The 23,741-nt window shown below is 36.2% G+C and carries 23 protein-coding genes and 4 tRNA genes; 24 read left to right on the top strand and 3 right to left on the bottom strand.

Annotated elements, in window-relative coordinates; genetic code table 11:
- Positions 1 to 3: 3 nt before the first annotated feature.
- On the top strand, positions 4 to 1,254 hold the full coding sequence (gene nagZ, locus SPD48_RS15220) for a beta-N-acetylhexosaminidase (RefSeq protein ID WP_336258983.1): 1,251 nt from the start codon (positions 4 to 6) through the stop codon (positions 1,252 to 1,254).
- 100 nt (positions 1,255 to 1,354) lie between these two features.
- Here the strand turns inward: nagZ and fabI are convergent, their stop codons facing one another.
- The gene (fabI, locus tag SPD48_RS15215) at positions 1,355 to 2,131 is read right to left on the bottom strand and encodes an enoyl-ACP reductase FabI (protein ID WP_336258982.1); all 777 of its coding nucleotides are present in this window, start codon (positions 2,129 to 2,131) and stop codon (positions 1,355 to 1,357) included.
- 181 nt (positions 2,132 to 2,312) lie between these two features.
- Here fabI and SPD48_RS15210 point away from each other — a divergent pair.
- From SPD48_RS15210 to SPD48_RS15150, 13 genes are all read left to right on the top strand, one after another.
- A tRNA-Glu gene (locus SPD48_RS15210) sits at positions 2,313 to 2,384 on the top strand.
- Positions 2,385 to 2,394: 10 nt separating this feature from the next.
- Positions 2,395 to 2,467 (top strand) — tRNA-Thr (locus tag SPD48_RS15205).
- Positions 2,468 to 2,514: 47 nt separating this feature from the next.
- Positions 2,515 to 2,596, top strand: a tRNA-Tyr gene (locus SPD48_RS15200).
- A gap of 19 nt (positions 2,597 to 2,615) precedes the next feature.
- Positions 2,616 to 2,690, top strand: a tRNA-Gln gene (locus SPD48_RS15195).
- 337 nt (positions 2,691 to 3,027) lie between these two features.
- Complete coding sequence (locus SPD48_RS15190; protein ID WP_336258981.1) at positions 3,028 to 4,317, top strand: hydroxymethylglutaryl-CoA reductase, degradative; 1,290 nt, start codon at positions 3,028 to 3,030, stop codon at positions 4,315 to 4,317.
- Positions 4,314 to 5,279 (top strand): mevalonate kinase, encoded by a 966-nt coding sequence (gene mvk, locus SPD48_RS15185; RefSeq protein WP_336258980.1) that lies wholly within the window; start codon positions 4,314 to 4,316, stop codon positions 5,277 to 5,279. Before SPD48_RS15190 ends, mvk begins: the two co-directional genes overlap by 4 nt.
- Positions 5,280 to 5,360: 81 nt before the next feature.
- Entirely contained in the window at positions 5,361 to 6,338 is a 978-nt protein-coding gene (gene mvaD / locus SPD48_RS15180; RefSeq protein ID WP_336258979.1) for a diphosphomevalonate decarboxylase, read from the top strand.
- An 11-nt stretch (positions 6,339 to 6,349) separates the two neighbouring features.
- Positions 6,350 to 7,456 (top strand): phosphomevalonate kinase, encoded by a 1,107-nt coding sequence (locus tag SPD48_RS15175; RefSeq protein WP_336258978.1) that lies wholly within the window; start codon positions 6,350 to 6,352, stop codon positions 7,454 to 7,456.
- Between the two features lie 79 nt (positions 7,457 to 7,535).
- Entirely contained in the window at positions 7,536 to 8,438 is a 903-nt protein-coding gene (gene rocF / locus SPD48_RS15170) for an arginase (protein WP_336258977.1), read from the top strand.
- Positions 8,439 to 8,887: 449 nt separating this feature from the next.
- The gene (gene cdaA / locus SPD48_RS15165) at positions 8,888 to 9,709 is read left to right on the top strand and encodes a diadenylate cyclase CdaA (RefSeq protein WP_336258976.1); all 822 of its coding nucleotides are present in this window, start codon (positions 8,888 to 8,890) and stop codon (positions 9,707 to 9,709) included.
- Positions 9,702 to 10,919 (top strand): CdaR family protein, encoded by a 1,218-nt coding sequence (locus tag SPD48_RS15160; RefSeq protein WP_336258975.1) that lies wholly within the window; start codon positions 9,702 to 9,704, stop codon positions 10,917 to 10,919. Before cdaA ends, SPD48_RS15160 begins: the two co-directional genes overlap by 8 nt.
- Before the next feature lie 66 nt (positions 10,920 to 10,985).
- Positions 10,986 to 12,320, top strand: a complete 1,335-nt coding sequence (gene glmM, locus SPD48_RS15155) for a phosphoglucosamine mutase (protein WP_336258974.1) — start codon at positions 10,986 to 10,988, stop codon at positions 12,318 to 12,320.
- Positions 12,321 to 12,463: 143 nt separating this feature from the next.
- On the top strand, positions 12,464 to 13,180 hold the full coding sequence (locus SPD48_RS15150) for a polysaccharide deacetylase family protein (RefSeq protein ID WP_336258973.1): 717 nt from the start codon (positions 12,464 to 12,466) through the stop codon (positions 13,178 to 13,180).
- Positions 13,181 to 13,206: 26 nt separating this feature from the next.
- Here the strand turns inward: SPD48_RS15150 and SPD48_RS15145 are convergent, their stop codons facing one another.
- Positions 13,207 to 13,425: a CDGSH iron-sulfur domain-containing protein gene (locus SPD48_RS15145; RefSeq protein WP_336258972.1), complete on the bottom strand. Its 219-nt coding sequence runs from the start codon at positions 13,423 to 13,425 to the stop codon at positions 13,207 to 13,209.
- Positions 13,426 to 13,538: 113 nt separating this feature from the next.
- Here SPD48_RS15145 and SPD48_RS15140 point away from each other — a divergent pair, with 113 nt between their 5' ends.
- Together SPD48_RS15140 and SPD48_RS15135 are read left to right on the top strand one after the other, a co-directional pair.
- Entirely contained in the window at positions 13,539 to 14,945 is a 1,407-nt protein-coding gene (locus tag SPD48_RS15140) for a LysM peptidoglycan-binding domain-containing protein (protein WP_336258971.1), read from the top strand.
- A gap of 94 nt (positions 14,946 to 15,039) precedes the next feature.
- On the top strand, positions 15,040 to 15,627 hold the full coding sequence (locus SPD48_RS15135) for a lysophospholipid acyltransferase family protein (protein ID WP_336258970.1): 588 nt from the start codon (positions 15,040 to 15,042) through the stop codon (positions 15,625 to 15,627).
- Positions 15,628 to 16,043: 416 nt separating this feature from the next.
- Here the strand turns inward: SPD48_RS15135 and SPD48_RS15130 are convergent, their stop codons facing one another.
- Entirely contained in the window at positions 16,044 to 16,805 is a 762-nt protein-coding gene (locus SPD48_RS15130; protein WP_336258969.1) for a DUF3891 family protein, read from the bottom strand.
- Between the two features lie 197 nt (positions 16,806 to 17,002).
- Between SPD48_RS15130 and SPD48_RS15125 the strand changes: the two genes are divergently transcribed.
- From SPD48_RS15125 to moaA, 8 genes are all read left to right on the top strand, one after another.
- Entirely contained in the window at positions 17,003 to 17,968 is a 966-nt protein-coding gene (locus tag SPD48_RS15125; RefSeq protein WP_336259040.1) for an ABC transporter ATP-binding protein, read from the top strand.
- Positions 17,961 to 18,599 (top strand): ABC transporter permease, encoded by a 639-nt coding sequence (locus SPD48_RS15120; protein ID WP_336258968.1) that lies wholly within the window; start codon positions 17,961 to 17,963, stop codon positions 18,597 to 18,599. Before SPD48_RS15125 ends, SPD48_RS15120 begins: the two co-directional genes overlap by 8 nt.
- Positions 18,600 to 18,613: 14 nt before the next feature.
- A complete protein-coding gene (locus SPD48_RS15115; RefSeq protein ID WP_336258967.1) occupies positions 18,614 to 19,501 on the top strand; it encodes a glycine betaine ABC transporter substrate-binding protein in 888 nt (295 codons plus the stop codon).
- A 150-nt stretch (positions 19,502 to 19,651) separates the two neighbouring features.
- Positions 19,652 to 20,179 carry a hemerythrin domain-containing protein gene (locus SPD48_RS15110; RefSeq protein WP_336258966.1) on the top strand — a complete coding sequence of 176 codons (528 nt, stop codon included), beginning with the start codon at positions 19,652 to 19,654 and terminating at the stop codon, positions 20,177 to 20,179.
- A gap of 156 nt (positions 20,180 to 20,335) precedes the next feature.
- Positions 20,336 to 21,586 (top strand): molybdopterin molybdotransferase MoeA, encoded by a 1,251-nt coding sequence (locus SPD48_RS15105; protein ID WP_336258965.1) that lies wholly within the window; start codon positions 20,336 to 20,338, stop codon positions 21,584 to 21,586.
- The gene (mobB, locus tag SPD48_RS15100; protein WP_336258964.1) at positions 21,574 to 22,077 is read left to right on the top strand and encodes a molybdopterin-guanine dinucleotide biosynthesis protein B; all 504 of its coding nucleotides are present in this window, start codon (positions 21,574 to 21,576) and stop codon (positions 22,075 to 22,077) included. The genes SPD48_RS15105 and mobB overlap by 13 nt, the downstream gene beginning before the upstream one ends.
- A gap of 53 nt (positions 22,078 to 22,130) precedes the next feature.
- The gene (locus SPD48_RS15095) at positions 22,131 to 22,727 is read left to right on the top strand and encodes a molybdenum cofactor guanylyltransferase (RefSeq protein WP_336258963.1); all 597 of its coding nucleotides are present in this window, start codon (positions 22,131 to 22,133) and stop codon (positions 22,725 to 22,727) included.
- Positions 22,712 to 23,722 carry a GTP 3',8-cyclase MoaA gene (gene moaA / locus SPD48_RS15090; protein WP_336258962.1) on the top strand — a complete coding sequence of 337 codons (1,011 nt, stop codon included), beginning with the start codon at positions 22,712 to 22,714 and terminating at the stop codon, positions 23,720 to 23,722. Before SPD48_RS15095 ends, moaA begins: the two co-directional genes overlap by 16 nt.
- Positions 23,723 to 23,741: the final 19 nt, after the last annotated feature.

The raw sequence follows: 23,741 nt of genomic DNA, 5'->3' as shown, positions 1-23,741 counted from the left end.
CAAATGAGAAGATTGATTATCATCGTAACCCTACTTAGCTTATTTTTTACTTTCTACTTGATTTTAGCAAAGAAGTATCCAAGTCCATTAAGTATACAATCAATGAATAAAAATGGAATAGAGGTAGATATGCCTGACAACGGACTAAGTAAAGAGGATAAACACGGAAAAGAAGCTCATGAAATTATTAGTGATATGACATTAGATGAAAAGATCGGTCAACTTATCGTCGGGGGAATAGATACACCTGAACTAACGGAGGATACTAAAAAATTACTTCACACGTACAAGTTAGGAGGCTTTATCTTATTCTCGCGCAATTTACGAGAACCTGAACAATCGTTACAATTAATAAGCGATTTGAAAAATGAAAATTCACACGATCAATTACCGTTATTTTTAAGTGTTGATCAAGAAGGTGGTAAGGTTGTACGTTTACCAAATTTAAAACCGTTAAAGTCCAACTGGGAAATAGGGGAATTCTATCAAGAAAATATAGCTTTTGAGACGGGAAAAGTTTTAGGGAGACAATTAAAGGAATTTGGACTGAATATGAATTTTGCGCCTGTAATAGATATAAATAGCAATCCAGACAACCCTGTAATAGGTGCTCGTGCATTTGGTAGTGATAAATACCTTGTTAGTGAATTGGGAATTGAGATGATGAAAGGGATGCATAATGAAAATGTTATTGCTGTAGTAAAACATTTTCCAGGACATGGGGATACGAGTATAGATTCTCATGAGGACTTACCGAAAGTAGATAAAAACTATGAAGAATTAAATGAAATAGAACTTTTTCCCTTTAATGAAGCAATAAACGCTGGGGCAGAAGCTATAATGACAGCTCACATTTTATTGCCTAACGTAGATTCGCAGTATCCGGCCACTCTTTCGGAAACTATAATTACAGGTATATTAAGAGAAAATCTAGGGTTTGAAGGTGTTATTATTACGGATGATTTAACGATGGGAGCAATTTTAAAAACGTATGAGATTGGGGAAGCAGCTGTAATGGCAATTGAAGCGGGGGCAGATATTGTTTTGATAGCTCACCAATATGAGAACGTAATTGAGGTATTTAATGCGTTAAAAGAGGCAGTAAAAGCAGGTAGGCTAAATGAGGAAAGAGTAGATGAAAGTTTGTTTAGAATACTTACCTTGAAGGGAAAATATGACATTCAAGATAATGTACTGAAAAATATAAATGTAGAAAAATTAAATAAAGATATTGATAATTTATATAAAAATTAATCAGCAGTAAAAGAAATATAAAAGTCCGTCAATCACTAACAAGTAGTTTGCTTGAAATGTTGACGGACTAATTTAAAAGATGTGTTACTTTAACTTTATGTTATAGACCCATAATATGATATCCAGAGTCAACATGAATGACTTCCCCTGTAATTCCTCGAGCGAGATCACTTAGTAAGAACATTGTTGCATCTCCAACTTGGTCCTGATCAATGTTTCTTCTTAAAGGTGCTTTTTCTTCGATTACCGAATGAATTTCATTTAATCCGGAAACCCCTTTAGCCGAAAGTGTCCGAATCGGACCTGCAGAAATAGCATTGACACGAATCTCATTTTTCCCTATGTCTTCTGCTAAATATCTCACACTTGCTTCTAATGAAGCCTTCGCGACACCCATTACGTTATAGTTTTTTACAACTCGCTCAGCACCTAAATAAGATTGAGTAACAATACTACCGCCTTCTGTCATTAATTTTCTAGCTTCGTTTGTTACTGCTACTAAGGAGTAAGCACTGATTTCTTGTGCAAGTAAAAAACCGTCTCGAGAGGTTTCTGCATATTCTCCCTGTAATTCATCACGGTTTGCAAAAGCAACCGAATGAACGAGGCCGTGAATTGCCCCTACCTTTTCTTTGATTTCTGCAAATGCTTCTTTAATGCTCTCGTCACTGGCCACGTCGCAGGAGACAAGTAATTTCGCTTCTATATTATTTTCGTCTAATAACTTTTCTAATTTCTGGGATGAGCGCTGTTGTCGGTTTGTAAAGATAAGATTTGCGCCTTCACGATGAAGTGATTTTGCAATTCCCCAAGCGATGCTTCGCTGGTTCGCTACGCCCATAACAACGATGTTTTTTCCATTTAATAAGCCAGACATGAATGGCACCTCCATAATATGTACTGTTACTTATTATAACGATTTTAAAAATGGATTCATACTACAAACTAGTTTTCTAATGGATAGTAAATAATTATTAAAGATTTTTAAACTTTACCCTTTACAAAGTAGAAAAGCTTGTATATAATAAAATCTGTTGGCTTTTAAGAGCAACTTATTTGGCCCGTTGGTCAAGTGGTTAAGACACCGCCCTTTCACGGCGGTAACACGGGTTCGAATCCCGTACGGGTCATCTTAACAATGCCGGCCTAGCTCAATTGGTAGAGCAACTGACTTGTAATCAGTAGGTTGGGGGTTCAAGTCCTCTGGCCGGCATTTTTTTTATCTCTAAGTATATTTTATATTTAGATGGTAAAGCATATGGAGGGGTAGCGAAGTGGCTAAACGCGGCGGACTGTAAATCCGCTCCCATCGGGTTCGGCAGTTCGAATCTGCCCCCCTCCATTTTTATAATAAATTTGATTGGGCTATAGCCAAGCGGTAAGGCAACGGATTTTGGTTCCGTCACTCCTAGGTTCGAATCCTAGTAGCCCAGCCATCTTTATTTCATACATGAATGAATTAATTCTTATTGTAAACAAGGAGTGTATTTATACAACCTTGTTTATTTGCATTTTTAGAAGGATTTTCTCATAATAGAGTCAATTAACAGATTAAAAGTAAATAAACAAGCAATTTACGTATGTTTTTTGGTATAATTATAAAGCAGAGTTTTTTTAGTAAATAAGATAATATAAAAATTAATTTAAAAATGTAGTAGCACTTTTACTATCAATTTGGTGAAGGAGCTACCTACTTTATCAGAAACATATAGTTCGTACAGATACTATTTTATATATTCAGTTTTATTAAAACACTTTTTAAGGGTGAATTGCATGGAGATATCTTCTAGAATTCCTGGCTTTTATAAAATGACAATTGAAGAAAGAAAGAGACAACTCATCAAATTATTCGATTTTTCCGAAGAAGATGCATCTCAATTATTACATCAAATGTCGTTGCCGGAAGAAACAGCAGATAAGATGATAGAAAATGTTGTAGGGACATTCTCTCTTCCACTTGGATTAGGATTAAACTTTACAATCGATGGAAAAGATTATATTGTTCCAATGGCCGTTGAGGAACCCTCAATTGTTGCTTCTGCAAGCTATATTGCGAAAATTGTCAGGGAAGCTGGAGGCTTTCATACAGAAGCAACAGAGCGGATTATGATTGGACAGATTCAAGTTGTCGGTTGTGAAGATTTTAACAAAGCTAAAGATGCGATAATAGCCGAGAAAGAAATGCTTATTCAGGCAGCTAATGATGCTTACCCTAGTCTTGTCGCAAGAGGAGGAGGAGCCGAGGATCTAGAAGTTCGAATCATCAATGAAAGTGGCTCAAGATTTAATCAAATGTTAATTGTCCACCTGCTCGTAAATACGTGCGATGCAATGGGGGCAAACATTATTAATACAATGGCAGAATCGTTAGCACCTATTGTAGAGCATTTGTCAGGCGGAAAAGTATATTTACGTATTTTGTCAAATTATGCTGATCGCTGCTTAGCAAAAGCGACATGTGTTATTCCACCGGAGTTATTAGCATCAGAAGGCTTTACTGGTGAAGAAGTTCGTGACGGAGTGGTACATGCATACGAATTTGCTGCTTCAGATCCTTATCGCGCAGTTACGCATAATAAGGGTATTATGAATGGAATTGATCCGGTTATTATAGCTACAGGGAATGACTGGCGTGCTGTAGAAGCAGGTGCACATGCATATGCAGCTCGATATGGTCAGTATAGTTCAATGACTACATGGTCTGCAGATGAAGAAGGTAATTTAGTAGGCGAATTAGAACTTCCTATGTCTTTAGGAACTGTTGGCGGAGCTAGCCGTGTTCATCCAATGGCCAAATTGGCGTATAAGATTTTGCAAGTGGATTCTGCAAAAGAACTTGCGCGTGTAATTGTCGCTGTTGGTCTAGCTCAAAATTTAGGAGCACTTAAAGCACTTGTAACAGATGGAATTCAAAAAGGGCATATGGCACTTCATTCCCGTTCTGTAGCAATGGCAGCAGGTGCTACTGGTCAACTAGTTGATATAATTGCTGAGAAATTAGTAGATGCGAAAGAAATCCGTGTAGGCTACGCAAAAAAATTAATGGAAGAGTATGCAAAATGAGTGTGGAAAAAATTACAATCTCAGAAAAAGTTGCTACTGGGGTAGCACATAGTAAATTAATATTAGTAGGAGAGCATGCTGTTGTTCATGGGCAGCCTGCAATAGCTATTCCATTTCCTTTAATAGGGGTGGAGTCTATTGTCGAGCGTGTAATTGGGAATGTCTATCTTGACAGTTCACTTTACCAAGGTCCAATGGAATTAGCTCCTAAGTCATTAGCGGGTATTGTTAACACGGTTAAACAAACATTAAAGATTTTAAAAATTCCTTATCGCGATTTACTAATTCGGATTAAGTCTTCTATCCCTCCTGGTAAGGGGCTTGGGTCAAGTGCTTCTGTAGCAATTGCAATTGTGAAGTCGCTTTATAAGTATTCTAATGTACAATATACAAAAGAGCAGTTATTACAGCTAGCAAATATTTCAGAAACGTTTGCACATGGCGCTCCTAGTGGAATAGATCCGTTAACGATCACTTCACAAAGCCCAATATGGTACAAGAAAGAAGAACCTATTGATTATATTAAGCCGAATGGGGAGTTTTATTTTGTTGTTGCCGATTCGGGAAGAATGGCTGATACGAGAACTGCCGTTAGTACAGTGACTAAACTCATCAATCAAACGCCTCAAAAAATTAATGGTAAAATAGAGCGAATTGGGGAAATTACGTATCAAGTAAGAGAAGCACTCGAAAAGTCTAGTAAACAATTATTAGGTAATCTTTTAAATGAAGCTCAAAATGAATTGGAGTCAATTGGTGTTAGTGATTCAAGTTTAAATAAATTGATTAATTTTGCACGAGAGCATGGGGCACTTGGAGCAAAATTAACAGGTGGCGGAAACGGAGGCTGTATTATTGCTTTAGCTCAAAATGAGATTCATTCAATGCAGCTAAGTGAAAAATTGAAAGCATCAGGAGCACAAGCAGTATGGCCTTTTGTATTAAAAAGCGAAAATGAATAAACTTTTCTAGGAAATCGGTTAGATGCCGATTTCCTGTCTGTTTATGAACTTTTGCATCATTATGATTAAAGGAGTAAATTAATGCGTGCAACTGCGAAAGCACATACAAATATTGCTTTAATTAAATATTGGGGAAAGCGTAATGAGGAGCTAATATTACCTACGAATAGCAGTCTGTCTGTAACGTTGGATGGATTTTACACTCGGACAACTGTTCACTTTAAAAATGAATTACAAAAAGATGTTTTTACATTGAACGATAAGGTTATTAAAGATATTGCATATGAACGTGTAACGAATTATTTGGAATTATTCCGAAATTATGCCAATAAACAAGGATTGTATGCCGAAGTAAATTCAATAAATAAAGTTCCTACAGCAGCAGGTTTTGCGTCTTCTGCTTCAGGTTTTGCAGCTTTGGCTGCTGCTACCGCACAAGCGCTCAAGTTAGATTTGAGTGAGCAGGAACTTTCTAAATTTACAAGACAAGGCTCTGGATCAGCATGCCGTTCTATTTATGGTGGATTTGTAGAGTGGCAAAAAGGACAAGCTAATGATGGCAGTGATTCTTATGCGATACAGATTGCTCCCCAAGATCATTGGGACATCCGAGTCGCAGCAGTTGTTCTTACGGCAAAGGAAAAAGATGTTTCAAGTCGTGTAGGAATGAAAAGGACAGTAGATACTTCTGTCTTTTATGATGGCTGGTTAGATAGTCTGCCAGCAGATTTAGAAGCAATAAAAGAAGGTATTGTAGCAAAAGACTTTGAAAAAGTAGGATCAATTGCAGAAGCAAACTGTCTAAAAATGCATGCAACTACATTAGGAGCTGTTCCCCCGTTTACATATTGGCAAGATACGACAATGACAGTGATGCAAACAGTTCAAAGTTTGCGGAAAAGCGGGTTTCCAGCGTATTTTACCATTGATGCTGGACCAAATGTAAAAGTGCTGTATTTGCCTAAAGATGAACAAGAAGTTTTGAAAAAATTACGTCAAACAGACGGAGTCACTGATGTAATTGTTAGTAAAGTTGGAGAAGGAATATCCTACGTGTAGGAGTGAGTTGGTTGGAACAAAGTTTAACAATAAAAACGCCTGGAAAACTTATGGTCGCTGGGGAATTTGCGGTACTGGAACCTTACCATCATCTTGTCGTTATGGCTGTTGATCGATTTGTTTATACCGAAATTATCGATAGCGATAAAAAAGTTGTTACATTAAAAGATTTTCAACTTCATGATCTTGAATGGAAATTTGTAAATGGTGAAGTAGTTTTTAATCATACAGATACGCGGTTGGCATTTGTAAAGGAAGCAATCGGAGTCACACTAACTTATTTAGAAGAAGTAAATAGTACATTACAGCCTTTTTCTTTAGTAATAACAAGTGAATTAGATGATAATGATTCAGGACTTAAATATGGACTAGGATCGAGTGCTGCCGTTGTCACATCTATTGTTACTGCTATATTAACAAAGTTCTTACCTGAGACTCCAACACGTGAATTGATCTTTAAATTAGCTTCGATAGCACATATTAAAACTCAAGGAAATGGCTCTGGAGCTGATATTGCAGCCTCAACCTATGGTGGTGTATTAAATTACACTTCTTTCCAAGCAGAATGGTTAAAAGAAGAGCTAAGCAAACAGCCGAATATTGTTAAACTTGTTGAGAAAGATTGGAAATATTTATCGATTAAACCAATGAAATTTCCTTCTACTATTCAAGTGTGTATTGGTTGGACTGGTAATCCAGCTTCTACAGGCAGTTTAGTAAGTCATATTAAATCTTTAAAGGATTTACGACCTGATAGATATACTGCTTTTTTACATAAAAGTGAGCGAGCGGTAAGCAGTATACTAACTGGGATGGAGCATGACGACGCTAAATTATTTTTTGATGGGATAAGATTAAATAGAGAAGCATTAGCACAATTAGGAATAGATGCACAAGTTGAGATTGAGACAGATAAATTGTATAAATTAAGTGTTGCGGCAGAAAACTATGGAGGCGCTGGAAAGTTGTCAGGAGCAGGTGGCGGTGATTGTGGCCTTGCCTTTATACCGGAACAGCAATCTCGTCAAAAGTTGTATGATGACTGGGAAAAAACAGGGATTCAAACACTGCAAATTTCGATCCATCTGGAAGGATCAAGTTTAGTAAAACCTGAATAATTATGCAAATTTTTGTCGAGTTGAGTCAACCCCTTTAAATCGCTAGAATAAATATATCTAGTCAAGGGAGGCAAGTGGGATGAAAAAAGATATATCTATTATCGGAGTGCCGATGGATCTAGGACAAATGAGACGGGGAGTAGATATGGGTCCTAGTGCAATTAGGTATGCCGGTATAGTTGAAAGATTAGAAAAATTAAATTATCGAGTCCATGATTTAGGCAATATAGATATTTCCCGACCTGATCGGAACGAACCAGAAAGGGAAGACAAATTACGAAATTTGTCTGAAGTAGTTGAGGCAAATAGTAAACTAGCTGAAGTAGTTGATGAACAAGTGAAAGAGGATCATTTCCCACTTGTATTAGGGGGCGACCATAGTATTGCAGTTGGTAGTTTAGCAGGGGTCTCCCGTCACTATAACAATCTTGGTGTTATATGGTATGATGCTCATGGTGATCTTAATACTCCAGAAACGTCTCCTTCTGGAAATATCCATGGAATGCCTTTAGCCGTTAGCTTAGGTTTAGGTCATGAAAAACTGACATCGATTATGGATGATGAACCAAAAGTTAAACCCGAAAACATCGTCATGATTGGAGTTCGGGACTTGGATGAAGGAGAAAAAGAACTCATTCGTCGATTAAAAATTAAAGTTTATACGATGCATGAGATTGATCGTTTAGGAATGCCTCAAGTGATGAAGGAAACAATTGATTATTTAAAGGGGCGGACGGATGGTGTTCATTTAAGTTTTGATTTAGATGGGATCAATCCTTCAGAAGCTCCAGGTGTGGGAACGCCGGTTATTGGCGGGGCCACGTATAGGGAAAGTCATCTTGCAATGGAAATGTTAGCCGAAGCAGATATTATTACTTCAGCTGAGTTCGTTGAAGTAAATCCAATGTTGGATGATAAAAATAAAACAGCAATTCTTACAGTTGCTTTAGCCGGTTCATTACTTGGTGAAAAATTAATTTAAGGTATTATGCAGCTAGGATAAAAGCATTTTGTATTGGCAATCAAAATCCGAACAATGATTCAATAGAAATATTTTGAATCAGTTCGGATTTTTCTTTTAGTGGGTGGAAAATAATTTACAGACTCGAAAGTAAAGATAAGAAGCTATTTGTTCCTTATTCTCCGTTTTTGGTAACGATAAGATGTTTTTTGTTTCCTTATTTCCTAGATTCGAAGTCTACGTAAAATGGTTTACTTTTTTAAGCTTTTCTAACTTGTGATGGGTCTTGGCTAGAGAATAAAATTATTGTCGTATCCAAGGCTCTTTTTATTTGAAAAGGGACATACTAACATGTAAGAACGTATTAAATCGTTCGGCTTGAAAATGTCTTGTATATAACATTACCATTTAGTAATATGGTATAATATGTTTCGAATCATATACTTTTTTTGATAAAAGGAAGTGTCGGTGTGCTTGGTGGGGACTTTGATCTCGTAAACATAATCAGAATTGGTGTTGACATTGCAATCGTCTGGTATGTTTTATATAAATTAATAATGATTATTCGTGGGACAAAAGCAATTCAATTACTAAAAGGAATTGTGGTAGTCATTATCGTTTGGTTGTTGAGTATATTGTTCAATCTTCAAACGATTCAATGGATTACAAACCAAGCTATATTATGGGGTTTTCTTGTAATTATTATTTTGTTCCAACCAGAATTAAGAAGAGCTCTTGAACAATTGGGGAGAGGAAGTCTATTTTCAAGAGGTACTCGCTCCGAAGAAGAGGTAATTGACCATATTAGCAAGTCTATTGTCACGTCCTGTCTATATATGGCTAAAAGAAGAATTGGAGCGTTAATTACAATTGAGCTTGAAACTGGTGTAGGAGAATACGCTGAAACAGGTATTCCTATTAACGGTGAGTTAACAAATCAATTGTTAACGAATATTTTTACACCAAATACCCCGTTACATGATGGAGCTGTCATCATACAACATAATAAAATAATAGCAGCTGCTTGCTATTTACCTCTTTCAGAAAGTGCGTCTATTTCTAGAGAGTTAGGGACGCGACATCGAGCAGCATTAGGGATTAGTGAAGTTACAGATGCTCTAACTATAGTCGTTTCAGAAGAAACTGGTGCAATTTCATGCACTAAAAATGGTGAGTTATTCAGAGACATCGATGAGAAGAGACTCTCTGAAATATTGTTGAAAAACTTAACACAATCAATCAAAACCCCTGATGTAAATCCGCTCAACTGGAGGGGAAGAAAAGATGGATAAGTTATTTCAAAGTAAGTGGTTTATACGGGTTATTTCATTAGTTTTTGCTGTTACTTTATATTTGTTTGTAACAGTTGAAACTGATACGGCACAAAATGAATCAAGAGTGATTCCAGGTATCTCGAATGAGGTGCAAGTATTAGAAGATGTCCCATTAGATATCCGAATTGATGCGGATCAGTATGTTGTAAGTGGGGTTCCTGAGCATGTAAAAGTTTCACTTGAAGGGAAAACAAGTGTTTTAACACCGATTGTCAGACAGCGAAACTTTTCAGTCTTTGTCGATTTACGTGATTTAGGAGAAGGAGAGCACACCGTAGAGATTGAATACGAAAACATTCCTGAGGAGTTAACAGCCTATATCGAACCGAAAACGATTGATGTTAATATTGAAAAGCGTGCAGCAAAAGAATTTAATGTAAGTGTTGATTTAGTAAATACAGATAGTTTGCCAATCGGCTATGAACTTGGTGAACCAGAGATTTCTCCTGGAACTGTAACAATTATAAGTTCAGAAAGTGTTATTGAACAAATTGCAATGGTTAAAGTTTTTGTCGATGTTACAGATTTAAAAGAATCGATCCGTAATCGTGAAGTGCCGATTAGTGTATACGATATTCAAGGCAATGATTTAAATGTTCGTGTGGAACCGGCGAGTGTTACAGTTTCTGTGCCTGTAGAACGTCCAAGTAAAACAGTTCCTTTAACGATTAAGACGAAAGGGGAACTCCCAGAAGGATTGAAACTGGAAAAATTAGAGGCAGAGCAAGAGATTGAAGTTTTCGGTAAACGGGAAATTTTAAGTCAAATAAAGGAAATAACGACAAAAGAAATCGACCTTTCAAAAATTGAAAAATCGGATATGTACGAAATCGACCTTGATTTTCCTGAAGGTATTATTGCAAATGACGACATGGTAGAAGTCAATATCTTGTTGAGTGAGACGAAATTATTTGAAGATATACCGATTGAACAAGAAGGAGATAATTCGGGTAATCTAACAATAACAAAGCCAAAAGAACCCTTAGTAAATATTATTGCTCGTGGAAGTGACACTGATATAGGAGCACTTAAAAAAGAAGATATTAAAGCTATTATCGATATAGGTGCTTTAGATGAAGGTGAGCATAAAATAGAACTTGTAGTGAATGGACCGGATAATGTAACCTTAGAACCAGAATTTAAAAATGTTACGGTAAAAGTGGAGTAAGAGTTTTTAAATCACGGATTTGTTTGATTAACTCCTGTATAAAAACAGGAAAAGGAGAGGTAAAGGTTGGGTAAATATTTTGGTACGGATGGTGTGCGAGGAGTAGCGAATAAGAGCTTAACACCTGAATTAGCATTTAAGTTAGGAAGAATTGCTGGATATATTTTTACCAAAGAAGACAAAAAACCAAAAGTATTAATTGGGCAAGATACAAGGATATCTGGACCGATGTTCGAAGGAGCTCTTGTTGCAGGTCTTATATCAATTGGTGCTGAAATTATGCGCTTAGGCGTTATTTCAACTCCAGGAGTTGCTTACTTAACAAAAGTAACAAATGCTCAAATGGGAATAATGATTTCAGCTTCTCATAACTCTTTCGAGGACAATGGAATTAAAATCTTTGGTCCAAATGGTTTTAAGCTAACGGATGAACAAGAAGAAGAAATAGAACGATTGATGGATAATGAAGATAATTTGCCGCGCCCTGTTGGAAAAGATATTGGTGTCGTTAGTAATTATTTCGAAGGTTCTCAAAAATATCTGTCTTATTTGCAGGAAACTGTAGACAATGATTTTACTGATCTGCATATTGGATTAGACTGTGCACATGGAGCGACATCCAGTTTAGCTGCACATTTGTTTGCAGATTTAGATGCTGAAATTTATACAATTGGAAATAATCCGAACGGAACGAATATTAATGATGGATTTGGTTCAAACCATCCGGAAAATTTGCAAGCGATGGTGAAGGAAAAGGGATTAGATATCGGGCTTGCTTTTGATGGGGATGGAGATCGCCTAATCGCAATAGACGAAAATGGAAATCTAGTTGACGGTGATCAAGTGATGTATATTTGTGCTACTCATTTAAAAAGACGTAATCAATTACATAAAGACACTGTAGTAGCTACAGTGATGAGTAATTTGGGTTTTCACAAAGCTTTAGAAAAGCAAGATATAAATGTAGTAACTGCAAATGTCGGTGATCGTTATGTATTAGAAAAAATGCTTGAAGGCGAATATAATTTTGGTGGCGAACAGTCTGGACACGTAATTTTCCTAAATCACAGTACAAGTGGTGATGGAATGTTAACTGCGATTCAATTAATAGATATTATGAAAGAGACTGGAAAACCACTATCTGAACTTGCTGCAGAAATGAAAGTCTACCCACAACTATTAAAAAATGTCAGAGTTAGTAATAAAGAACAGGCACTTGTTGATCCTAATGTTTTGGCTGAAATAGAACGAGTTACAGTTGAATTAGGAGAAAGTGGAAGAGTGTTAGTACGTCCTTCCGGGACCGAGTCATTAATCCGTGTTATGGTTGAAGCAGAAACAGAAGAAGCATGTGAAAAATACTGCGAACAATTGGTAAACGTTATTGAAGATCATATTTAACGATATGTAGAGGGAAGATGTAAATCTACCTCTACTTTTTTTATTCCCCTAAAAAATATATTTCATTATTTTTAAATGAATAGTCGAGTTAAAAGAACTCAAACTAAGATATAAATAATCTATAATAAAAGGTAAGATTAAAAATGAAAAAAATAGTAATTCAAACCTGTTTTTTTATTTGGTTAATTTTTCACTTCTCATCAATAACTTACGCAGCCTCATCTTATTATCCATTACAAACGAAATATCCGGACACCATGCTTTATAAATTAGAAACGAATCAGAAAGTGATTGCTTTTACATTTGATGATGGCCCCGATACTATTTATACACCTAGTATTCTTGATGTGTTAAAAAAACATCAAGTGAGAGCTACCTTTTTTTTAATGGGTGTTCGCGTTGATAAATATCCTCAAATCGCAAAAAGAATTCACAACGAAGGACATGTTATAGGAAATCATACATATTGGCACCCTCAGCTTACTAAAACTGGAGCGGCTAATATGATGTGGGAAATAAATAAGACTGAAAAAGCAATTAGATCAGTTATAGAACTAGAAACAAATTTATTTCGAGCGCCATATGGTGCAATTACAGAAAATATGGTTAAAAAGCTAAAAGAAGAGGGATATCTTGGTATTGGTTGGTCGATCGATTCAGAGGATTGGAGAGGTTTGTCTAAGGAAGAAATCAAAGCTAACGTATTAAATAACTTACATGCAGGCTCAATTGTATTAATGCACTCAGCAGGTAATGTGCCAGGGACTGAAGAAGCGCTAGATGAATTATTGACATTTCTAAAAAAGAATGGATATGAATTTGTAACTGTACCAGAAATGTGGGAAACGATATATAAATAGAGGTGCATTAAACACCTCTAAATTTGTTATACTTCTACGAATACATCTTCGACGCGTGGCGCACTTTTAAAGTCAATTTCTTCATGAGTCCTATCACAGAAAGGTTTGTTGTCCGAGTACCCACAACGGCATAGGGATACATCTTTGTCTACCTCAAATGAGTTTCCTTCAGCATCAACTAAATTAAAAGAGCCTTTAACTTGGTAAGGGCCATCGTCCAGTACATGAATTGTAGGCATTTTCATTAAATTCACCTCCGTTATTATTATTTTCTTTTAGAAAATAAATATCAGTTTTAATAATTGGTATGAATACTGAATAAACTTGTTATAGCTGTTTAAGATGGAGGGGGGATTTAATGAGAATCCATGTTGTTCAAAAAGGAAACACGATTTGGCAATTAGCCACAATGTATGACACAACGTTGACTCAAATTTACTTCGCCAACCAGTTAGGAGCTCAAAGCAATTTAGTCGTTGGTCAGGCCCTTGTTATCCCAATACGAAGTACTGAATATATAGTTGAACCAGGAGATACAATAACAGAAATCGCTAATAACTATCGTGTATCAGTGAGAGAGTTATCGGAAACGAACAATATTACTGATCCAAACTTTATATTTGTAGGTCAAATGTTACGGATGCCCTATTTTTATTATCGTATCAAATCAGGAGATACCATATTTTCATTATCAGAAAGGTATGGAATATCGGTAAGTAAATTGAATCGCTTGAATGGATTACAAAACAATGCAATTATTTATCCAGGACAAGAAATTAAAATACCTAATAACGAACAACTGTCTACAGAAGTAAATGCATATACGACCTCATTCAACATTCAGGGTAGAAATGAAATTTTAGCACTGGGGAGTTATTTTACGTATTTATCTCCTTTCTCATATCAAGTGAGAGAAGATGGGAGTTTTACTCCGTTGCAAGATGAATTGGTGCTAGAAGCGGCCCGGCTAACTAATACATCACCTTTATTCGTACTGACTAATTTTCGCGATGGTTTTAACTCCGAGTTGGCAGCGTCTATTTTGCGAAATCCAGATGTTCAAGAAAAATTAATTGATAATATATTGAATGAAATGAAGGCAAAAGGATACGAGGGATTAAATATTGACTTTGAGTATATATATCCTCAGGACCGTGAAAATTACAATGCTTTTTTACGAAGAGTAGTGGAGAAATTACATCCAAATTATAGTGTATCTACCGCGCTCGCACCAAAAATAAGTAGAGAACAACGAGGTACTCTGTATGAAGCACATGATTACAAAGCACATGGAGAAATCGTCGACTTTGTTATACTTATGACGTATGAATGGGGATGGGCAGGTGGGAGTCCATTAGCAATTGCCCCAATTAATAAAGTGAAGGAAGTACTTGATTATGCTGTAACAGAAATCCCGAGAAATAAAATTATGATGGGAGTCCCACTGTATGGAAGGGACTGGAAAATACCTTTTATTCAAGGCACATTTGCTCGACAAGTTAGTCCTTTAGAAGCGGTGCAACTTGCTGCGCGATATGGTGCTGAGATTTTCTACAATGAAACATATCAGTCCCCATATTTCCGTTATACAGATCAGCAAGGACAAGCGCATGAGGTCTGGTTTGAAGATGCGCGAAGTGTTCAAGTAAAATATGATACAGTAAAGGCGTATGGAATTCGTGGAATCAGTTATTGGGTATTAGGCAACCCGTTTCCACAAAACTGGGGCGTATTACGTTCTACTTTTACGATTATAAAAAAATAACTCACAAACTGAAGAATTAACTATTTCCCCTCGACATATTTTGTGCTTATGGTAAAGTATAAATGTAAAATAGATTTATAAAGAGGGGAACAAAATGGTTTATTATCTAGCTGGATATTTGTTAAAAATATTCTTAAGCCTATTCGGCTTTTTAAAAGTATATCAAAAAGAAAACTTGCCCAAGGATGGGTATGTAATTGCTTGTACTCATACTGGATGGGTTGATATATTATGGCTTGGCGTTTCTATTTTACCGACCAAAATCAACTATATGGCAAAAAAAGAGTTATTTGAATCAACTTTTCTAAAGTGGTTGATGGAAAATTTAAATGCTTTCCCAGTAGATCGGGAAAATCCTGGTCCAAGTTCGATTAAAACGCCAATGAGATTAATTAAAGAAGGGAAAATTGTAGGAATCTTCCCAAGTGGAACGAGAACTAGTGAAGACGTTCCTTTAAAAAGAGGAGCGGTTACCATTGCGAGTTATGCAAAAGCTCCAATCGTACCTGCTGCGTATGTTGGCCCGAATAATTTTAAAGAATTATTTAATTGGCAAAGACCTAAAATTATTTTTGGGAAGCCAATTCACTTAAATAAAGATTTGCCTAAAAAAGAAGCGCTAGATGTCATGATGACAGAATTGAATGAAGCCATGAAAACTTTACAACAAAAGCTTAGATAACTCCAGAGATAACTGGAGTTATTTTGTTTTTTGCAAAGTGGCGCGACTTTGTACCTTAATGCAATAGACGCCTAAGCAGGATTACATTCAGCAAGTCGAATAAAACCAACGTTAAGAAACTTCTTCTAAACCTCTGGAATCTGTTCGTTACCCTATTGACTACGGAAATTCTAAAGTAGGGGCATGAAAAGTAGTTTATTTAGTGATTTACATTTGGATAACGGCGGTTGTGTAAGTTTAACGGCGGGACAAATTCATTTATCGGCGGTGGTGAAATTTTAACGGCGAGACAAATGATTTATCGGCGCTTGACCAAATATAACGGCGCTGATAACTTTACGGATAACGACGGGATAGTTGACCAGTCCATGCTAGGAAAACGGTCTTGCGATAATGAGGTATTTTTTACTGAAGTATTAGGCGCTTTTTTTAATAGTTATATTTATTTTCTCTTCCTTAGCTGTAATATATGCCTCGTTTAATCCCATCTGTAATATAGATGATTTTGGAATTACTTTTTGTTTTAATTCAATTGTAAAATTATGTTTAAAAATATTGTCTGATACAGTCAATTGATTATTTGATAACCATTCAACGGCTAAAGAATCCATTCCAAAATAAGAGGGAGTTTGGATGCCATCTGTAAAGAAATGATGTTCTTTCTCCTTTTTTACCCCCGGCTCATTAAGGCAAAGATAGAGAGATAGATCATCAAAAAATGTTAATAACTTGGAGTGCTTGGCAAATAAATCTTCATCAAAAAGTGGAATTTCTTCTTTTAATCTGGATTGACGAGTTTTTTCGTTTGTAACAAATTGTTTTACCAGTTCATTTGGGTGTTTATCCAAAAATGAGGAATAGTGTTTGCTACATAATAGGGCGGCATATTTTGATTCCTTTTCTACTTTATTAATCCCATACTCATATAAGACTGTTTTTGTAGATCTTGGAAAACTTGAAAACGAAAAAGGTTCATTTTTTGCATCGTCCCAGAAAGGATTCTGGTCAAACGGAATCCATCCACAATCATGTTGATATATTGCAAATTCAACCTCTTTTCTCCATTTAGAATCAACCATAAGATGATCTGCTAAGTAAGTGAAAAGATCCCCTGAGACTCTAGCATGATCATGTTGCTCGATAAAAACAAATGCTTCTTTGCATTTACGAATAATCACGACTGCACCTCCGCTATACGTATTCTCTTTGTTAAGTCTAATGTAATTGATCGTTTCTATTTGTACAAGTAATTGGCAAAATGAATCTGATGCCAAGGGGAAGTTTTGAAATAAATTATTGTTATCCTAACAGTTTTATCAACGTTCACTTTCTGTTAGAATCAACTGTAACCAAATGGAAAAAGGTGTGAGTGATCATTATTTCTTTTAAGAAAGTAACAAAGCGTTTTGCAGATGGAACCGAAGCTTTAAAGGATATTACGATAACAATACCGAGAAACGAATTAACCGTTATAATCGGTCCTTCGGGATGTGGAAAAACGACATTAATGAAAATGATTAACCGGTTAGAAACACCTACAAGTGGGGAAGTATATATTGACGAACACCCCATATTATCAAAAGATCCGGTTGACTTAAGAAGATCAATTGGATACGTTATCCAGAAGATTGGTCTCTTGCCTCATCTAACAATTGAAGAAAATATTGCTCTTGTTCCTAATTTAGTAGGTTGGAAAAAGTCTGAAACGAGTGACCGCGTCAATGAATTACTAGAAATGGTAGAATTAGATCCTGAAATTTATAAAAACCGTTATCCACTAGAATTATCTGGTGGTCAACAGCAAAGAGTTGGCGTCTGTCGGGCGCTTGCGAGCAATCCCGAGATTATCTTGATGGATGAGCCTTTTTCTGCTTTGGATCCGATAAGTAGAGAGCAATTACAAATAGAATTACATCATTTGCAGAAAAAAATTAAAAAAACAATCGTTTTTGTTACTCATGATATGGACGAAGCTTTGGATATTGCCGATAACATTATTATTATGCGTGATGGTCAAATTGAACAGATGGCAACTCCGTCGGAAATTTTGTCGTATCAAGTGAATGATTTTGTAAGAGAGTTTATCGGAATGAAACGGATTAATGGGAAAAAAGTTTTTGGTGATAGACGATTAAAAGAGTTAAAATCACTCTTCGACACGACAGTTGATCGAGAAGTAGAGCCTGTTCAGAGTTCGATATCTGTAAAACAGGCGGTCCATATACTGAAAAATAAACCGCAAATATTATTGGAAGTGAAGGAAAAAGGAGAAGTACTTGGCTATCTTGGATATGACCATCTCTTACAAGCGGCGGTAAATTGGAGTGGAACAGATGAATAAATTTATAACGACAATCGCAGATCGCTCAGATTTAATTATTGAGGCGCTATTTCAACATATCTATTTATCATTTGTCTCACTATTAATTGGCGTACTTATTGCGCTGCCATTAGGTATGTTTATTGCCCGATATCGAAAATATGCAGAATCAATCATCGGGATCACTGCTGTATTTCAGACAATCCCGAGTCTTGCACTATTTGGTTTTCTTGTTCCATTAATAGGGATTGGTTCTAAGACGGCGTTAATCGCATTAATTATTTATGCACTCTTACCAATTTTACGAAATACATATACAGGATTAACGAGTGTAGATGGTTCAATTATTGAGGCAGGTAAAGGAATGGGAATGACAGAGAATCAAATTTTGGTAAAAATTGAATTACCATTAGCCTTACCGTTTATTATGGCTGGAATTCGAACGGCGACTGTACTTACAGTCGGAATAGCAACTTTGGCAACTTTTGTCGGTGCAGGTGGACTTGGTGATGTGATCTATCGAGGTTTGCAAACATATAATAATTCGCTCGTGTTAGCGGGTGCGTTACCTGTTGCAATTCTGGCAATTTTGTTTGATGTGATATTAAAGATAGTTGAGAAAAGGGTAACACCTAAGGGATTAAAAGTATGAGAGGAGAAGATTATATGAAAAGGATATTCATTACTTTTGCAGGATTAATCTTGTTATTAACTGCATGTAGCAGTAAAGAAGAAGTCATAATTAGTGGTAAACCATGGACAGAGCAATTTATTTTGCCATATATTTTAGGCATAGTAATCGAAGAGCATACAAATTATAAGGTTACATATAAAGAAAGTCTTGGGGAGGTAGCTATTTTAACTCCAGCTATCGAAAAAGGAGAAATTGATGTATATGTCGAATATACTGGAACAGGTTTAATGGATGTGTTAAAGGAAGATACAGAACCGGGCGAAAGTGCAGAAAGTGTATATGAACGAGTGAAAAAAGGCTATGAAGAAGCATTTCAAGTTACCTGGTTAGAACCTTTAGGTTTTGAAAATACATACACATTAGCCTATTCAAAAGATAGTGATATTACAGCAGAAAATATTTCTGAACTGGCAGCGTATTCACAGAATAATGAGATGATTTTTGGGGCTCCTCATGCTTTTTATGAACGAGTAGGAGAGGGGTACGACGATTTAGTAAAAGAATATGATTTTGATTTTTCAGATACAAAAAGCCTGGATCCAAATATTATGTATGACGCAGTTAAAAATGGCGAAGTGGATCTGATACCTGGTTTTACAACAGATAGTCGTTTAGAACTTTTCGATTTAGCAACAACAGAGGATGATTTGAAATTTTTCCCGAAATATGAAGCAGTTCCGATTATCAGACAAGAAAAACTTCAAGAAATGCCGGAATTAGAGGAAGCAATTAATAAATTGGCGGGACAAATTAGCGAACAGGAAATGGTCAAGATGAACGCACGTGTTGATATAAAGGATGAAAATCCAGAAGATGTCGCAAGAGAGTTTTTAATAGAGAAAGGTATAATTTCAGAATAATTCCTTAAAATCGATAAGAATAGTTCAGCTAAATAAATGAATAGATGGATAGTTGCATTACGTAAAATTTTTTAAATCGAAGTTCGCGATAAGTCAATGTATCTAGATATCTTGTCGCGGACATTGAATATATTATTCTGAGGTGAAAATATGATAAATCATTCCGAATTTATATTTGATTTGCCAGCATTAAAAGTGATGGAGAAGGAGCACCGTTTGTTCAAGTTTTTAATGGAAGAATGGCGGCCGATTGTTTTAAAATTTGAACGGAATAAATTTAATCAGGAACAAGGACTTAAAGCTTTTTTAGCATTACATACGAAAATAGAACAATTTATGGAGCCGTTACACAATCATTTTTATAAAGAGGAACGCTATTTGTTTCCTTTGCTCGCACAATATATTGGAAATGACCATGAAATGATTTTAGCAGCAGAAAAAAATCATGAGGAAATTCATCAGTATATTAATTGTTTTTTTGATGTGAACAAAGAAGATATGACTAAAATAACGTTGCCACAAATGAAAGAGGCAGCAACTGAGGTAGGAAAAGTATACGAACTCTTAAATTCCCATTTTTTTAAGAAAGAGACGTTTATTTTCCCGATGTTAGAAGATATTTTAGAACCGAGAGAACAAGAACAATTATATAAAAATATAACATCCACGCTTCACTAACTATTTCAGTCTATTAGTATAGAACTTTCCAGCGAAACGACCCTATCGCTCAAAGTGTGTTATTTGGCATCTTTATAGAATAACGAAAGACCTTTAAACTAGTGTTTAAATATAGTATAGTTCAAGGTAAGAGAGTTGATATGGGGGTTGGATTAAGTGATTAGAAAACCTATTCCAGTTAAGGAAGCGGTACAACTTGTGATGGGGAAATGTAACATATTAAAATCGGAATCGGTGAAATTAGAGGATGCATATGGAAGAGTGCTAGCCGAGCCAATTGTTGCAAAACACGATGTACCGCCATTTGACCGTTCGGCATTTGATGGATATGCGATCCGTGCCATAGATTCAACAGAAGCTTCAGAAATCAAGCCAGCTTCTTTTCAAGTGATTGGTGAAATCGGAGCAGGACAAGTTGGAGAAGAACCAATTGGTGAATATGAAGCATATCGTATAATGACTGGAGCAATTTTGCCTAAGCATGCAGATGCAATTGTTATGTTGGAAGACACAATGGAAACAAATGAAGGGTTTATTATAACAAAGCCATTTCAAGAAAATGATAATATCTCTTTTCAAGGCGAGGACGCAAAAACCGGTGAATTGCTAATCGAAAAAGGTTCTGTCATTCACCCTGGTACGATTGCACTTTTAGCTACATTTGGATATGCATCTGTGCATGTTGCTAGATATCCTGTCGTCAGTATTGTCTCAACAGGAACAGAATTGCTAGATGTCGGAGATGAGTTGGTTCCCGGGAAAATTCGGAATTCAAACGGACCTATGTTACAAGGTCAATTAAAGCGCATGGATATTCCATATAAGTCATACGGAATGATGGAGGATGACTTAGATTCATGCACTGAATTAATTGAAAAAGCGCTAAAAAAGTCTGATATTGTGATTACGACAGGCGGAGTTTCAGTCGGTGATTATGATTATCTTCCTGAAATATATAAGCGAATTGGGGCAGAAGTTCTATTTGACAAAGTGATGATGAGACCTGGAAGTGTCACGACAGTTGCTGTTGTTGGGGATAAGTTTCTATTTGGATTATCGGGTAATCCTTCCGCATGTTTTACCGGATTTGAGTTATTTACTCGACCAGCTATATTAAAAATGATGGGGAATACATCCCCTTTCATGCCAAGAATGACAGCAATTTTAGGTGAAGACTTCTCTAAAAAGAATCCTTTCACCCGTTTTATTCGTGCCATTTGGAGAATGGAAAAAGGTGTTCCAGTTGTAGTTCCCGCCGGTTTTAATAAATCGAATGCAGTTTCTTCAATCGCGAGAGGAAACTGTTTGATTGCCTTACCAGGTGGTTCAGAAGGGTATACAAAGGGAATGGAAGTTGATGTTTTATTGCTGGGCCAAGAATTGGGAGTGCCTACATGGGAACTGTAAAAATGCTCCATGTCATTGGATTTAAAAATAGTGGAAAAACGACGCTGATTAATAGATGGATACGTCTACTGAAGGCAAATAAGTACGCCGTTTCTGTCATCAAACATCATGGGCATGGAGCGAAATTAGATGTGCCCGATGAAGAGAAGGATTCCATGCAATATTTATCGAACGGGGCAGATGTATCTCTCGTCGCCGGGGGAGGTTTTACTCAACATATGATCAATCGGACGGCTAAATTTAGTGAGTTAAAACAACTGGCAAATTGGAATCAACCTGATGTGGTTCTTGTTGAAGGATATAAAGAAGAACTAGGTGAGAAAGTTGTCCTTATTCGAGATAATAAAGATTGGCAGGAACTAAAGAATAGTAAAGGTATTGTATTAGTGGTTGGATTGGACGGGGAATGCACCTATTCTCAGATAGAGTCACGGGATAAAACAGAGGAATTAGATGATTGGCTTTTAAAGTGGATGAAAAACGAATGTTAGTATCCATGTTTGTTTAAGTTGGGTTATTTTTAAAAAGATAAAGGGAGACAAATATGAGCAATTCCAAATCGTTTGTAGGAATATTGTTGGCAGGAGGACTATCTCGAAGGTATGGTACCCCCAAAGCTTTTGCGATGCTGAATGAACAAAATTTTTACCAAATAGCCTATCAAATTCTTCTTTCCATATGTGATGAAGTTGTCATTGTTACTCGTCCTGAATTCACAAGTCGATTTCCAAAAGATAATCATGTTATAGTTGATGTAGAAGAGTTTTCAGGTTGCGGTCCATTGGCCGGTATCTATTCAGGAATGGATGCAATCGATGCAGAGAATTATGTTGTTCTGCCTTGTGATATGCCATTAATGACTACAACAATAATGAAACACTTATTAACATTTCATACAAAAAAAGTTACCATTATTAACACGGGAGATTATTTACAGCCACTAGTCTCCGTCTGGGATAAAGAGGTAAAAGACGTCATTTATTCATTTTTAAAGAACGGTCGATTTAGGATAACTGATGTATTAAAACAGACTGAAGTAGTTGAAGTCGATGCGAGTAGATTGACAGAAACTCCTCAACGATTTTTAAATATAAATACACCTCAAGAGGATAAGGAGATGAGAAAATGGAAGGGATTTTAGATAAATTTGGAAGACCGATTCGGGATTTACGTATTTCCGTAACGGATCGTTGTAACTTTCGATGTACGTACTGTATGCCAAAAGAAATATTTGGTGATGACTACGTTTTTTTGCCCAAAGAGTCCTTATTAACTTTTGAAGAAATTTCTCGTCTTGCAACATTATTCACGAAAATAGGTGTTAAAAAGTTACGTATAACAGGAGGAGAGCCGTTATTAAGGAATGATTTGACGAAGCTTTTACAAAAACTGTGTCAAATTGAAGGAATTGAAGATATAGGTTTGACAACAAATGGTGTCTTGCTCGGACGTTATGCAAAAGAATTGTATGATTCGGGATTGCGTCGATTGAATATCAGTTTAGATGCGATGGATCCTGAAATATTCGGCGAAATGAATGGTCGTGGGACGAAACCTGATATCATTTTAAAAAATATTGAGATAGCTAAAGAGATGGGCTTTCAGATGAAAGTAAATATGGTCGTGCAAAAAGGAGTAAATGAGCAAGAGATTCTTCCTATGGCCGCCTACTTTAAGGAGCAGGGAGTTACATTACGTTTTATTGAGTTTATGGATGTAGGAAATGACAATGCTTGGAGTTTTGACCAAGTAGTTTCAAAAAAGGAGATTTATAGTCAGTTAAGTAATTCATTTGATTTAGAACCTATTGATCCTGACTACTTTGGGGAAGTTGCACAGCGTTACCGATACCGAGATAACGGAGTTGAAGTTGGGTTTATTACGTCGGTATCTGAATCATTCTGTTCTACTTGTACACGGGCAAGACTTTCTTCAGATGGTAAATTGTACACATGTTTATTTGCTTCTGAAGGATTCGATTTAAAAGAGTTAATCCGTTCTAATAAAACGGATGAGGAGTTACTCAAGGCAATAGAAACTGTCTGGGGAAACCGAACAGATCGTTACTCAGATGAGCGGACAGAACAAACTGCTGCAAAGCGAAAAAAGATAAACATGAGTTATATTGGTGGTTAACATTCCCGAGGCTAAAGCC

Source organism: Pseudogracilibacillus sp. SE30717A, from assembly GCF_037071985.1.
In the GTDB taxonomy this organism is placed as follows: Bacteria; Bacillota; Bacilli; order Bacillales; family Amphibacillaceae; genus Pseudogracilibacillus.
This window is presented reverse-complemented; position numbering and strand designations above follow the sequence as displayed.